Here is a 14,166-nt window from a genome sequence, read left to right as displayed (position 1 = left end):
AAACAGTTCATCTTAAAGGGACAATAGAGCTAGAATCAAAAAGGTGAAACATTTCGTTTCACCTTTTTGATTCTATATACTTCTATGTAATTAGCTCTTAAGCGTAAGTTGTTTTACCGGGAACGGCAACTGTATAATAACCGTCTTCATTTGGAACTACCGGTGGAGTTGCATCGAAAGAGTAAACTTTAGGATGGATATCAAGACCAGAATTGATTGCTTTATCCCACTGAACAACTTGTCCGCTATAAGTAGCCATACGGCCTAATATAGAAGTCATAGTACTTTTAGCGCCCCTTTCTGCATCGGCAAATTTGTATTCGCCTTTTGCTATGGCCGCAAAAAGTTCGTCGTGCTCGGTCTGGTAAGGCTGGTTCTCAGTCTTCTTGTCAAATTGATAGAGCACTTTTCCTTTGTGGTCTACTATATTAGCAGCACCACATTGAATTTTACCTTTTGTACCGATTAACAATTCATCCACCTTGCTCATTGTACCTGGTATATGGCGGCATTGACTATTTAAAATTGAACCATCGGCATAGGTAAATTCTACATAGTGATGATCGAAGATTTCTCCATGCTCTTTTCCTTTTCTAACCTGTCTTCCACCCATGCCTTGTGCACTTACCGGGTAACCACCTTTGAACCAATTGATGACATCAATATTGTGAATGTGTTGCTCATTAATATGATCGCCGCAAAGCCAATTGAAATAGTACCAGTTGCGCATTTGATATTCCATTTCAGTCTGGCCCGGTTTACGTGGACGTACCCAAACTCCATCATTGTTCCACCATGCCTGAGCAGATGTGATATCTCCTATCTGATCTTTGCGGCTAAATAATTCTCTATAAGAATTTTGGTAACGGCGTTGTAAACCCACCACTACATTCAATTTTTTTTGTTTTGCAATCGCCGCTGTCTCCAGTACCTTTTGAATTCCGGCAGGGTCTGTAGCGACGGGCTTTTCCATAAATACATGCTTATTCTGTTTTATGGCTTCTGCAAAATGAATGGGACGAAACCCTGGAGGGGTTGCAAGAATTACAACATCCGCCAGCGGTATTGCTTTCATATATGCGTCAAAGCCAAAAAATCTTCTTTCTGCAGGAACGTCGATTTTGCTTTTTAAACCGGGCTTAGCATTTGCTGCTTTGGTTAGCGTTGCATAACTAGTTTCGACATTATCCTGGAACGCGTCTGCCATTGCAACCAGTTTTAAATTCTGATTCGTTGACAAAGCCTCCATTGTTGCCCCCCTACCTCGGCCACCGCAACCAATCAGGACAATTTTAATGGCATCATCAGCACCTGAAAAATAGTTTGCCTTCGATAACATAGGAGCAGCAATTAGGCCGCCGGCGAGTAAAGAGGTTTGCCGTACAAATTCCCTGCGACTGCTGGCAAACTTTTTTAGGTAATCGTTAGTCATTTGAAGTGATTTATTTTTGAAAAATTAGATACCAAGATACAGTTTAAAAAATTCCTCTGCTTCTTTTGCAGTTGGTTGTTTTAGAGGTCGTACAATTCGAAAACCAACTGAAGGAGCATCGGTGAGCCACCATTTGCTTTTAGGAATTTGTGGATCTCTTTTGTTCCATTCAGGATCAGATTTAATGCGGGCAGCACTTCTTAATAATTTCGCATTGCTGTCGTAGCCTCCGCCTTTTAAAACTTTAGGATACGTTTCCTCATTGAATTTTGGGGTAGGATCAGTTGCGTTATCGGCTATTTTTTCTAAAGACTTTTCGTCGTAGTGATCCAGTGTCCATTCAGATACGTTACCTACCATATCGTACAATCCCCACGGATTCGGCTTCTTTTGTCCTACTTTATGGTACTTACCCTCGCCGTTGGATTCAAACCATCCATAATCAGGCAGCTGGCTGGCATCATTTCCAAAAAAGTAAGCAGTATTGGTACCAGCTTTACAGGCGTATTCCCATTCTGCCTCAGTAGGCAGCCTGTAAAAAACTCCGGTTTTGGTGTACAACCAACGGCAGTACATAATTGCGGCTCTTTGTAACATGCTGTTAAAAGGAAAACCGCCTTCTTTACCCATACCCCAGCTTAAATCAATATATTGTTGGCTTGGCCTTGTTACCGCATCTACATCGTCGTTCTGGCTAAGATTGTCATCTTTATAAAACACATCAAATTCGTCCCGGGTTACCTCGTAGGCACCCATCCAGAATGCAGAAATATTTACTTTTTTTTGAGGTCCTTCATCTGCATTCCTGCCACTTTCATTGTTATTACTTCCCATCACAAAACTTCCGGCAGGAATAGTTACCATCTTAGTAATCAGAGTTGAGCCCGGAAGGGGTTGATCGTAAGGTTTAAAATCAGCGTTTGTATTTTGGGCAGAGGCAGAAAAATAAAAACAATTAAGTAAACCAAATAAAACAATCTTATTCACACAAATAAAGTTTAAACCAAATGAGAATGAAAATTAATCATTTCCCTTATGTGAACTATAAAAATGACTAAACTTTTTTGTGCTCGATTGAACAATGGTACCATTTTTTAACTCTGCAATTAATACTTCAGCTTGTAACTTTTTGGCTAAGCGTTTTGCTTTTTTAAGGGGCATTATGCTACAAGCGGTTGCTAACCAGTCAGCAGTAGTCGCGTCTTTAGCAATAACGGTTACATTTTTTTGACTGGTGATGCCATAACCTGTTCTTGGATCAACAATATGTGAAAATTTTTTTCCTTCGTGTTCTATAAACTGATACATGTCGCCGGATGTAGAAACAGCCCGGTTGCTGAGTACCAATTTGTTTTCTTGCAACTGCTCACTCTCAGGCAGATTAACACCAATTGTCCAGCCTTTTTTAGCTGGCGGGGCATCGCCGATTGCAATATCTCCGCTAACATTTATTAAGGCCTTCCTGATATTTCTGCTGAAAAGTCTTTCAAGCACCTTTTGCGCAATGTATCCCTGTGCAATGCCACCAAGATCAAGCTGCATGTTTGTTGAAGTAAGTTTAATTGACCCCGTTCGCGCATCTATTTTTACTTTGTCGAAACCTACACTTTTCATTTTTGCGGCTATTGCTGATGCTTCAGGAAATTGCTTTTCTTTTCTTGCCTTCCGCCAAAGTCTTATTACCGGCCCAAGAGTGATATCGAATGATCCTCTCGTTAGGATATATGCTTTTTCAGACTCTAACATGATGTCATATAAAGCTGGTGACACAGGTATAGATTTTCCTAATCCTCCGCTTGCACTTAATTGGTTCAACTCACTTTTTTCAATGTAGTCGCTAAAAATATTTATAAAAGAATCAGCCAGGTTAAAGCATTCATTTGCTACAAGGTTAGCATGGGTAGAGTCGTTGGTATAAAAAATAATGGTGAATGGAGAAGCCATTTTTTCCCTTGTGAAAGAGTACCTTTTTTCCTGCGCCGGAACTTTTACAAAATTGAATTGAATGAATGCTATTAATAAAAATAAAAACTGCTTCAATTTTGTTTTTCTTTAGAGTTTAAAACTAAATTTATTTCCTTAAACGAAAACTCATATGCAACGTCGACGATTTCTTAGCCAATCACTTTTAACTGCGGGTGCTTCAGTATTTGCAGGAGCAAATGTGTTTGCAGGTAAAAAAACAAATAATTACAGTGGTGGAATATTTGCAGAAAAACCATTCAATTTAAATTATGGATTTCATGATGGCATGTTTAAAAATGCAGCAGGACCAGATTTTATTGACCAGATAAAATATGGTTACGACATGGGGTTTCGTTCAATTGAAGACAATGGAATGCCTGGCCGTACCCCCGACATGCAGAAAAAGATTGGAGATACGCTGGCTAAGTTAGGAATGCAAATGGGTGTATTTGTTTTAAATAAGGGTGGTAATGGTGCAAATACGCTTGCGGCGGGAAAGCCCGAATATGTTGAAATATTTTTGAAAGGTTGTCGTGATGCAGTAGAAGTTTCAAAGAGATGCAATGGTAAGTTGGCCACAGTAGTACCTGGTGATTTTGAAAGAAACCTTACTATGGGCATCCAAACAGGAAACGTAATTGAAGCTTTAAAGAGAGGGGCTGATATTCTTGAAAAAGAAAATATAATTATGGTGCTTGAACCTTTAAGCGATACGCCAAACCTCTTCTTAAGATTTTCTGACCAGACTTATATGATATGCAAAGGTGTCGGAAGCCCTTCGTGCAAAATACTCTTTGACATGTATCATATGCAAAAGAATGAAGGCAATATCATCACCAACATGGACAAGGCGTGGAGCGAGATTGCCTACCTGCAAATTGGCGATAATCCGGGCCGCAAGGAACCAACGACTGGTGAGATGAACTATAAAAATATCTTCAAACACATTCATGAAAAAGGATATAAAGGTGTGTTGGGTATGGAGCATGGAAACTCAATGCCGGGAAAAGAAGGTGAAGCCAAATTGATAGCAGCCTACAGGGAGAGCGATAACTTTTTGAGTTAGGTTTAATCGTTTTTCATACAATTATTCAAAAATGAAAAAAGGGATGTTGAAAGGCTTAAAGCTTCAACATCCCTTTTTATTTGTTCGAAAAAAAATCCTGGACCAACCCATTATTACTACTTAAGGAAAGCAGAGAACATCCAAACCAATTTCTCCTGCTGGCGAATGTAGTCGCTTACTATAGCAGTCGTTCCTTCGTCGTTAGCAGCTTCAGAAATCTGCAACAGTTCTCTTTCATTAACCAGTAGAGTTTGCAGACCATTGAGCACGTGTTGCAAAGCCGTTTTTCCATCAGAAACATTCATGACTTCTTTAATAGAGGAGGTGCTGACGTACTCAGTAAAAGTATGAATAGGCGTATGACCTAAGGTTAGGATACGCTCAGCTATCTCATCGATTTTTAGTAGTGCATCTGTGTAGATTTCTTCAAACTTAGCATGAAGTTCAAAGAATTTTTCACCCGCAATATTCCAGTGAAAGCCCCTGGCATTGATATAGAAAAGTTGGTAGTCTGCAAGCAGCACGTTCAATTTATTAGCAAGCTCCTTTGATTTTGCAGGATCGAGTCCTATTTGATTTGTCTGTACCATATTATCTTATTTTGTAGTGATTTGTTTTGATTTAATACGGGTGGTTAATCTCATATTAAAATAAAATAAAAACCGCTCCATAAGACAATTGTTCGTTATACCCTACAGTTCTTTCAAAGTATAATGTTCGCATTGGTGTTTCTGTGGATGATGAGAATAGATAATTAGCTTAGTTTGAAAAAGAGCATCAAAAAGGTTTCAACTTACAATGATCTCCTCAACTATTTCTAATGTATCGGTATCTAATACCAGGAGGCCTTCGTTAGTAGAATTAAGTTGTGCTACCAATCTTCCATTATTATTCCAGACGGATGTTTTTCCAACAGTTTCAAAATTGTCGCACATGCCCACACAATTTGCCATTAGCACAAACCTGAAATACTTTTCGACAATTTCGGGGAAGTAACTCGCAGCTTTTTCAACTCCGGCTGCTGATTTTGCAACACTCGCTACGTAGATTTCTGCTCCAAACTCAAAAGCCCTTTCAGCGTGTTGAGGTACCAGTGACTCATAGCAAATGGAGGGGACAATCCGAAGGTCGTCGATATTCAAAATAACCTGGCTATGCCCGGGTACAAAATGGGGAAGTTCGTCGTTGTGCAAATATTGCTTCGAGTAAACCTGTCTCGGTTCCCGCGGGCTAAAGATCAGCATGCTAATCATCACACTAGCTTCGCTCTTGATGGGCATGCCTACACAGATCGTAATTCTATTTTTATCGCTGAGCGTTTGAAAGACATTAAACCTGTCATCGTCTTCTGTTGTAGCCAGGTCCTTAGCTAATACTGGTTCGTAGCCTGTTAAAGAAAGTTCAGGAAAAATAATTATTGCCGCCTGATAATGAATAGCGAGGTTAATAAGCCTTTTATGGCAGTCGATATTCTTGTCGATGTCTCCCTTAAAAGGTCTTGTTTGGGCAACGCTGACTTTCATAATTAATTTTTAAGATTTGAAATCAACTCCTGCAATAACTCCGTCAATGTGCCGCAACTGCTTTTGGATATAGAATACGCAGCGCATTAAATATGGCTTGGTGAGTGATTGTTGCATGGTCTTCTTCCGGCAGGTAGTCAAGGTATACGTGTAAATTCTTGTTCTTAAGCTTTTGCAATTTTTCTCCTAACAAATTTGCATCTACTTCCATCACACGGGGTATTTCACCAGGGGCAAGTCCCTCTTTTCCATAGCCAATATAAACATCAGTCTTGGAGAAATCAGTGTTTGTTGAAATGGCTGAAGCTTGTTTCAATAACGAGCCATTATCCCACCAAATACTTGGACTAATAATTATGAATTTATTGAAAAGAGCCGGTTTTTTTATTAAAACTTCTGCCGCAAAAAGGCCCGCTAAGGACTGCCCGATAAGCATTCTCGAATTGTTGGTTTTGTATTTCTTCTCTATAAAAGGTTGTAACTCTTTTTCAATAAAAGCAATGAACTTGTGTGAGTGGCCCGTTGTTGCATACCTTTTTTTGTCTGCTTCTATCGTCGTTGGATATGTGAAATCTCTTCTTCTGTCAACATTTGCAATACCAACTATGATTGATTTAGGAACCCTGTCAATCCATGGAAAATTGTTGAACTGGAAAAGCCCGACAACGTGTATAAAATCTTCATCTGCTGAACCATCGAGTAGATAAACGACCGGATATTTAGCAGTGTCGTTCTTATTGTAGCCCTCTGGCAAATAAATGTTGAGGACTCTTTTTTCTGCCAATTCAGTCGAAGCTATTTCTTCAATTACTCCGAGCACAAAAGGTTTGCTGTTGTCTGTTTGTGTTGTTTTTTTTGATTGAGCAAATGCTGCCATGCTAAAAAATAAACAGAATAAAAAAAGGATTGTAAGTCTCATTCTAAAAAAACTTTTTTTCGTGTTTGTTGTGTCTGCTTTAGTAAAAAAAATCAGTTTATCAAAGAGCGTTTTTCTTCACTTCCTTTTCTATGAATGGAATTAAATCCTCTATTGAATTTACAACCTTTACAATTTTTCCGGTTCGATCTATTAAGAAATGTGTGGGGTATTCTGTAACGTTTAATTGCTCCCGCATGTATTCTTCTCGTTGGCCGGGTACCACTGCATACTTAAACTCTCTTGTTCTTAGAAAAGAGTTTAACTGCAGTTTGGTATCCGATGCTAAACTAATAAATTCTATATCGTGACTGTCTTTATACTTGTCTACCAAATCGTTCAATACAGGAAATTCTTTTACGCAAGCAACACAGTGTATAAACCAGCATTTAAGAACTACGACCTTTCCTTTTGTACTGTTATTGCTGTATGTCGTTCCTTTCACATCTGTGAAATGATAAGGGCTTAGTTCTTTTCCTTCCATTTCATAATGCGCAATTGCTGTGGCTGCCTTTTGCTTGATTGTCTCTTCAATTTCTACATTACGATTAGGGAACGTGTATAAGTTGTAATAAGGCTGTTCATCCTTACTCATGGTTTTAATCGCAAAGTATTTGCCTGTTGAAAGGCGATGTAAAAAGTCTTCCTTTTTTATGACGTTTGAGTCAACATCTAGTGCGATGAAGTCTTGGGATAGTTTTACGTTGTTGTAGTCATATCTGTACCAAGTCGTGAAATTTTTTAAGAGATCTTCCGGCTTTACTGCAAAGCGTCGGATTGTTTCGGTCTTCGGATTATTTGAGTTGTCGTCCTTATGAACACTATTGCAAGAGAAAAGACTTTGGAGGGCCACTAATAATATAACAGAACGCAAATTCATATGCTGTCTGCCCGAGGCTTTCTTAAGTTTACTCACCAGTATGTAATTTTTATTGTCCGTGTTGACTAACTGCTTTTGGAAATTTGTCCGCTATTAAGTTTAGGTTGATATTATGTTCTAAGTATGCCTTCAGTCCATCGAGCACAGTTGTAAAACCTCCCGTATTGTCTTTGATAGTTTCGATCAATTCATTGCCTGTTTGGCTAAAGCCAAAACTTTTTATAACGACATAAGTTGTGTCTGGAGTGAGCGGATTAAATGTGAATTCAACGGTTGACGCAGGTTCGCCCCATTCGATTACTATTTGTTCGTTTTCTATAATCTCCTTTACAAGCACTTTGGCTGATGCTCCATACATTTCCCATTCCCATGTGACAGTCTTCCCCCGTTCTAGTTTTCCGCTTGCTTTGGTGAACCAAAAGTTAGTTGTTATTGCAGGATCAATAAAAGCCTGGAAAACAGTTTTCGCTGGTTTTCTTATAAGCATTTGTGTTTCTACAATGGGGGAATTGTTGGTGGCCATTTTCTAGCTTGTTTAGTTTAATTATAAAAGTTCCTCCAAGAAAAGAAGCTGTTTCCTACTATGCAATTTACTACACAATAAAGGGTAAAAGTACAAGTGTGCGACGCAACAATGATTCTATGAAAGACAGAAGCTGGTTCAAAAAATCTTATTACTTTTTATTCTGCTCGTCCCTGTCTTTTACTTAATGATTGCCGTATGCCGATATTTTATTATTATTAGAAATCATTTCAATTACTAACGATTTAAGATGAAGCCATCGCTTGTTGTTGTCGGCAGCACCAATATCGACATGGTTATTAAAGCCAATCACCTTCCGGCCGCGGGAGAAACGATTTTAGGGGGTGATTTTTTTATGAACCCCGGAGGCAAAGGTGCTAACCAGGCAGTGGCGGCACAGCGACTTGGCGGAAACGTAACCCTCGTGGCTAAAACAGGTGATGACATTTTTGGAAAGCAATCAGTTCAGTTGTTTAAGGACGAAGGAATTAATACAGACTTAATGGTTGTTGACGACATTAATCCTTCCGGTGTTGCTTTAATTACATTGGATAAAATGGGAGAAAATACAATCGTTGTTGCTTCAGGCGCAAATGCAACTTTAAGTCCGGGTGATGTAGAGAATGCTTCTGATGCTATTGCCAACGCCACGGTTGTGATGATGCAGTTAGAGATCCCTATTGAAACTGTGGAATGGGTTGCTTCACTTGCAAAATCTAATGACGTTCGCGTTATTCTTAACCCGGCTCCCGCTTGCGAACTGCCGACTTCTTTGTTCCCGAAAATTTCAATTATAACACCCAATGAAAAGGAAGCGGAAATGCTTTCAGGCGTTGCCATTACCGACCTTGATTCTGCAACAGAAGCAGCACGGATCATAAGAGCGAAAGGGGTCGAAACAGTAATTATTACGTTAGGATCGAAAGGCGCTTATATCTCTGCAGGAGATATAAGCGAATTGGTAAGTGCCCCTGAAGTAGAGGCGGTAGATACAACAGCAGCAGGAGATGTTTTTAATGGTGCGCTGGCAGTAGCGTTATCAGAGCGTAAGTCTTTGCGAGATGCAACCTTCTTTGCTTGTTATGCTGCCGCACTATCTGTAACAAAATTTGGAGCACAGGCATCAGCACCGTCGAGGCAAGATGTATTGGCTTTTGTGGGAAATACCGGGAGTAGTGTGTCCGCAAAAATGTAAAGGTTTAATGCTGATGGCAACGGCCGGCCCATCTAAGAATAATACTTTGAACATAAAAACTACTCTTTTGACAATCATAACATTTATATGAAAAAATTATTTACTGGCTTTCTTGTGCTTTGCCTGACGGCTTCAGCGTTTGCTCAAAACATCACGCTTACAAAGCAGCAATTGCAGGATAAAATTAAAGGAGGATGGGCAGGACAAACCATTGGAGTAACTTTTGGCGGACCATACGAGTTTCGTTTCAACGGAACTTTTATCGGGGACTATCAACCTTTATTATGGTATAATGGCTACCTGAAGAAAACGATGTTGGAAGGCCCCGGATTATACGATGACCTCTACATGGACTTGACGTTTGTAGACGTATTTGAGAAATACGGCTTGGATGCCCCGCTTGATTCTTTTGCCAATGCTTATGCTAATGCCGGTTACATGTTATGGCACGCCAACCAGGCTGGCCGTTATAATATTTTGAATGGCATTAAAGCACCTCTTTCAGGAGATTGGAAAAACAACCCGCACGCTGATTGCATCGATTACCAGATCGAAGCTGATTTTGCGGGGCTGATGAGCCCCGGAATGCCCAACACGGCTTCAACGATTAGTGATAAAATTGGTCACATCATGAATTATGGAGACGGTTGGTATGGCGGAGTTTATATTGGAGCTATGTATGCTTTGGCTTTCACATCAAATGATATCCCGTTTATTGTAAAGGAAGGTTTGAAGACGATCGCAAAGCAGAGCGAGTTTTACCAATGCATCAATGATGTAATTCTATGGCACCAGAAGTACCCGAGTGACTGGAAGCAAACCTGGCTCGAAGTGCAGAAAAAATGGGCCGATGAGGTGGGCTGCCCCGACGGTGTCTTTATGCCTTTCAACATAGATGCTAAGGTTAATGCAGCTTATGTGGCTATTGGACTTCTGTATGGCGCAGGCGATTACACAAAAACCCTCGATATTACTACCCGTTGCGGGCAAGACGCCGATTGCAACCCCTCAAGCGCCGGTGGTATTTTAGGGACTGTTTTAGGTTACGATAAAATTCCCGCTTATTGGAAACAAGGTTTGAAGGAAGCTGAGGGAATCGATTTTAAATACACCACCATGTCTTTAAACTCTGTCTACGATATAGGACTGAAACATGCCCTTGCAAACATTGAAAGGAATGGTGGAAAAGTAAGCGGAAATCAAATAACCATAAAGCAACAACAACCGGTACCTGTAAAATTTGAAAAGAGTTTTGCAGGTGTCTATCCAACAAATAAAATTGCAGCAAAGTGGTCAGCTAATAAAGACGAGTTGGCTTTTGATTTTGAAGGAACTGGTTTTGTCTTACGGGGAAATGCACAAGGTGAAAACCCTGCTTATGTTTTTAATGCAGAATTATATATTGATGATAAAAAGGTTGAAACTATACAATTACCTGTAAGTTTCACTACGCGACGTCACGAGCTCGCCTGGAACTATCAATTGCCGAAGGGTAAGCACAGCGTACGACTAAAAATTTTAAATCCTGCCACTGGTCAAAGAGTTAATGCAGGAGACGTAATTGTTTATTCTGATCAACCTGTAAACGGGGTGAAAGAGTTGGAAAAGGCGTCAAGGGCGTTTCAGGGAGTATCTCAGTAAGCTGAGTGGGAGAAGCTACAAGCTGCACGCTACAACCGATTTTTTCAACTAACCTAAAATCTTACCAGGCTTATGTTTATCGTTGATAGTTATTTTACTGCGATTGTTTTTTGTTTTATTACCATGCTTTGCTGGGGCTCGTGGGCCAACACTCAAAAGCTTGCGGGCAAGAGTTGGCGGTTCGAATTATTTTACTGGGACTACGTAATCGGCATCGTATTGTTTTCAATTTTATCAGCCCTTACACTCGGCAGCAATGGTAGTGAAGGACGCAGTTTTGCTGCTGATTTAGCTCAGTCAGATTCTTCAAATATTATTAGTGCAATTATTGGCGGCGTTGTGTTTAATGCAGCTAATATTTTGTTTTCCGCTGCAATTGCGATCGCAGGTATGGCCGTTGCTTTTCCCGTGGGTATCGGCCTTGCTTTAATATTGGGAGTGATCGTAAATTATCTCGGCGCCGAAAAGGGAAACCCGTACATCTTGTTTTTAGGGGTGTTGTTTGTGATGGCAGCAATTATTGTAAATGCCGTAGCTTATAAAAAAACAAACCAGGCAGCGCAAAAGGTTTCATCAAAGGGTTTGTTGTTGTCGCTCGCTGCCGGCTTGCTCATGTCTTTTTTCTACCGATTTATTGCAGCAGCTATGGATCTTGAAAACTTTCAACAACCCGCAGCTGGCAAGATGACTCCTTATACCGCCGTATTTGTTTTTTCAATTGGCATCCTTCTCAGCAATTTTATTTTCAATACCATCCTTATGAAAAAGCCTTTCGAAGGAACCCCTGTTAGTTATGCCGATTATTTTAAGGGTAAGTTATCGGTACATATGGTAGGTATTCTTGGTGGTTTAATTTGGGGCTTAGGCAACTCATTAAACCTTATTGCCGCAGGCAAAGCAGGACCTGCTATTTCCTACGGTCTCGGGCAGGGTGCAACAATGATAGCAGCGCTTTGGGGTGTCTTTATCTGGAAGGAATTTAAAAATTCCCCAAAGGGAACCGACCGTCTTATCGCCTCCATGTTTCTGTTTTTTGTGGTAGGCTTAGGCCTCATTATTTACGCAGGAACCGCTTAGTAGGTATGGATCTTTTTAAGCCTTTTTTGTAATAAACACAATAACATCTATCAACATCGTTGTGTCACTCACTTGTACTGTAAATTTTTTTTCAGCTCTTAAACTTTCAAACTAGGAGAAGGAATTTGAAAACATGTGCAGCAGTTTTCAAAAGAAGCCGGTGGAGTCCTGTTGCAAGAACGAAGCCCAGCGGCCTGAGCATCCGATACAAAAACAAATAAGCGAAGAAGCTAGGCCTTGTTTCCAATAAACCTCTTCTTCAAAATCATTATAAAATGATAAGCAAGCAGTGCTGTCATAACAAACAACGCGAGCCCAAAAATCAATGCTCCATTACGAACAAAAAACGTTTCTCCGTCTATTGCGGGTATCGCGTATTTAATCGTCCCTACTTCGTCCCATGGTCGTTTCTCAAGAATATCTCCATTGCTGTTAATGACAGCTGAAATGCCGGTATTCGCACTTCGTGCTACCCATTTTCTTGTCTCAACGGCTCTAAGTCTTGCATAGTCTAGGTGTTGCTTATGACCCGGCGTGTTTGCCCACCATCCGTCGTTGGTCATGATGGTCAGCAGATTTGCACCTTTTTTAATGTAATTAGTTGTGTATTCACCATAAATACTTTCATAGCAAATGATAGGTGCAGTGATGTAGGGATTGCCCGTTACCTTAAAAGCTATAGCTTCTTTATCATGACCATAGCCCCCGGCAGTGCCACCAAATTGTTCGAAGATCGGTCCCAGCCATAACAGGAAGTCAGGCAATGTTTCCACGCCAGGTACTAGTTTACTTTTATTGTAGTACTGTAAAGGTTCGCCTGCTTTTATTACCACAGCTGCATTGAAGACATCGTAATACGTCCCGTCCGAATCATTCTTCCTGGCAGTGTTGGTTGCTTTTTCGGTTCCATAATTTTTAATAGTTTCAATGCCTGTTTGGAGGGTAAGGTCGGGGTGCCGATTTGCAAATTCAAAAACAGGTGCGTACTGAGGACTTTGTTGCACCTGGTCCTGCCACACCGCCACGGGCAACGCTGTTTCAGGCCACAGAACCAGCTTCGTATTTGCATCTATATTTTTTTCGGATAGGTCAATTAGTCGTTGCACCTGCCCTTCAGTTGATGCTGCCACATGTTTTTCATTGTATGGATCTACGTTTGGTTGTACAATAACCACATTCGTTGTAGCCTTTTCGTCTACCTTATTGGGACGAACAAAAAACGACAAAACAATTGGAAGCAGTAAAATAGCGAACGTTCCTACGGCTGTAGCAACTCTTGATTTTTTCGCGGCTTTTATAAGCAGGAACAACATTACGTTGGCTGATAAAACCCATAAACTTCCACCACTTACCCCCGTCAATTCGTACCATTGAACCCATTCTATGCGCTTTGCAAACACGTTTCCCAATGTTAGCCACGGCCAGCTTAGCTGCCAGTTTAGGTGCACATATTCGAAAGTGAGCCAGAAGGCCATCAGGCTTATAAGACCAACCCGATCTCCATATTTGGTTTTGAAAGTATGAAAACCCCAAAGCGGAATAGCCATTAAAAAACTGTTGGCGACAATAGCGCCAATAGCGCCGGGTGCAGTCGAATTCCAAATCCACCAGGTAGTGCCGGCGTTCCAAATAAACATACTAAGCAAGGCAAAAAGAAAAAATCGAATTTTATTTTCTTCCTGGTCGGCTAATAACAATAACGGAAGCCATGCAATGAAGATCAACGGTGTGAAACCGGCGTCGGGCCAGGCGGCTACCAACAACAAGCCTGTAAGCAGGCTCAAGATAAGCGGGGAAATTTTTTTCAAGAAAAGTTGCGTAATGTTTACTGGGGCAAGTTCGCGAAAAAAGGGTTAAGAAAGGTATAAGGTGGAAGGGGTGGAGTTTTAGGGTTTAAGGTTTAAGGTGTAGGGTTTAGGGTTTAAGGTGGAAGGCAACGAGGCAACGA

General features: G+C 40.6%; 13 protein-coding genes. 4 read left to right on the top strand and 9 right to left on the bottom strand.

What is annotated here, in order from left to right:
• Positions 1-97 precede the first annotated feature (97 nt).
• The 3 genes from SAE01_RS13840 to SAE01_RS13830 are packed head-to-tail and all read right to left on the bottom strand — an operon-like array spanning position 98 to position 3,472.
• The gene (locus tag SAE01_RS13840) at positions 98-1,432 is read right to left on the bottom strand and encodes a Gfo/Idh/MocA family protein (RefSeq protein ID WP_147204374.1); all 1,335 of its coding nucleotides are present in this window, start codon (positions 1,430-1,432) and stop codon (positions 98-100) included.
• 24 nt (positions 1,433-1,456) lie between these two features.
• Positions 1,457-2,419, bottom strand: coding sequence for a formylglycine-generating enzyme family protein (locus SAE01_RS13835; protein WP_147204373.1), 963 nt, complete (start codon positions 2,417-2,419; stop codon positions 1,457-1,459).
• A 33-nt stretch (positions 2,420-2,452) separates the two neighbouring features.
• Positions 2,453-3,472 carry an FAD:protein FMN transferase gene (locus SAE01_RS13830; protein ID WP_147204372.1) on the bottom strand — a complete coding sequence of 340 codons (1,020 nt, stop codon included), beginning with the start codon at positions 3,470-3,472 and terminating at the stop codon, positions 2,453-2,455.
• 55 nt (positions 3,473-3,527) lie between these two features.
• Between SAE01_RS13830 and SAE01_RS13825 the strand changes: the two genes are divergently transcribed.
• Entirely contained in the window at positions 3,528-4,463 is a 936-nt protein-coding gene (locus SAE01_RS13825) for a hydroxypyruvate isomerase family protein (RefSeq protein WP_147204371.1), read from the top strand.
• A gap of 116 nt (positions 4,464-4,579) precedes the next feature.
• Here the strand turns inward: SAE01_RS13825 and SAE01_RS13820 are convergent, their stop codons facing one another.
• The 5 genes from SAE01_RS13820 to SAE01_RS13800 form a co-directional block, all read right to left on the bottom strand.
• The gene (locus SAE01_RS13820) at positions 4,580-5,053 is read right to left on the bottom strand and encodes a Dps family protein (RefSeq protein ID WP_147204370.1); all 474 of its coding nucleotides are present in this window, start codon (positions 5,051-5,053) and stop codon (positions 4,580-4,582) included.
• Between the two features lie 198 nt (positions 5,054-5,251).
• Positions 5,252-5,986 carry a carbon-nitrogen hydrolase family protein gene (locus SAE01_RS13815; protein ID WP_147204369.1) on the bottom strand — a complete coding sequence of 245 codons (735 nt, stop codon included), beginning with the start codon at positions 5,984-5,986 and terminating at the stop codon, positions 5,252-5,254.
• A 43-nt stretch (positions 5,987-6,029) separates the two neighbouring features.
• Entirely contained in the window at positions 6,030-6,863 is an 834-nt protein-coding gene (locus SAE01_RS13810) for an alpha/beta hydrolase (RefSeq protein WP_246113240.1), read from the bottom strand.
• A 100-nt stretch (positions 6,864-6,963) separates the two neighbouring features.
• Positions 6,964-7,818, bottom strand: coding sequence for a TlpA family protein disulfide reductase (locus tag SAE01_RS13805; protein ID WP_147204367.1), 855 nt, complete (start codon positions 7,816-7,818; stop codon positions 6,964-6,966).
• A 13-nt stretch (positions 7,819-7,831) separates the two neighbouring features.
• Entirely contained in the window at positions 7,832-8,305 is a 474-nt protein-coding gene (locus SAE01_RS13800; protein WP_218029159.1) for an SRPBCC family protein, read from the bottom strand.
• Positions 8,306-8,555: 250 nt separating this feature from the next.
• Between SAE01_RS13800 and rbsK the strand changes: the two genes are divergently transcribed.
• The 3 genes from rbsK (at position 8,556) to SAE01_RS13785 (ending at position 12,218) form a co-directional block, all read left to right on the top strand.
• Positions 8,556-9,500, top strand: a complete 945-nt coding sequence (gene rbsK, locus SAE01_RS13795; protein ID WP_147204366.1) for a ribokinase — start codon at positions 8,556-8,558, stop codon at positions 9,498-9,500.
• A gap of 87 nt (positions 9,501-9,587) precedes the next feature.
• Positions 9,588-11,141 (top strand): ADP-ribosylglycohydrolase family protein, encoded by a 1,554-nt coding sequence (locus tag SAE01_RS13790; RefSeq protein ID WP_147204365.1) that lies wholly within the window; start codon positions 9,588-9,590, stop codon positions 11,139-11,141.
• A 72-nt stretch (positions 11,142-11,213) separates the two neighbouring features.
• Positions 11,214-12,218, top strand: a complete 1,005-nt coding sequence (locus SAE01_RS13785; protein WP_147204364.1) for a GRP family sugar transporter — start codon at positions 11,214-11,216, stop codon at positions 12,216-12,218.
• A 230-nt stretch (positions 12,219-12,448) separates the two neighbouring features.
• Here SAE01_RS13785 and lnt read toward each other — a convergent pair whose 3' ends face one another.
• On the bottom strand, positions 12,449-14,026 hold the full coding sequence (gene lnt, locus SAE01_RS13780) for an apolipoprotein N-acyltransferase (RefSeq protein WP_170234164.1): 1,578 nt from the start codon (positions 14,024-14,026) through the stop codon (positions 12,449-12,451).
• Between the last annotated feature and the right edge of the window lie 140 nt (positions 14,027-14,166).

The sequence above is a fragment of the Segetibacter aerophilus genome, assembly GCF_007991655.1.
GTDB lineage: Bacteria > Bacteroidota > Bacteroidia > Chitinophagales > Chitinophagaceae > Segetibacter > Segetibacter aerophilus.
The sequence above is the reverse complement of the archived record's forward strand: the minus strand, read 5'-3'. Positions and strand labels throughout refer to the sequence as shown.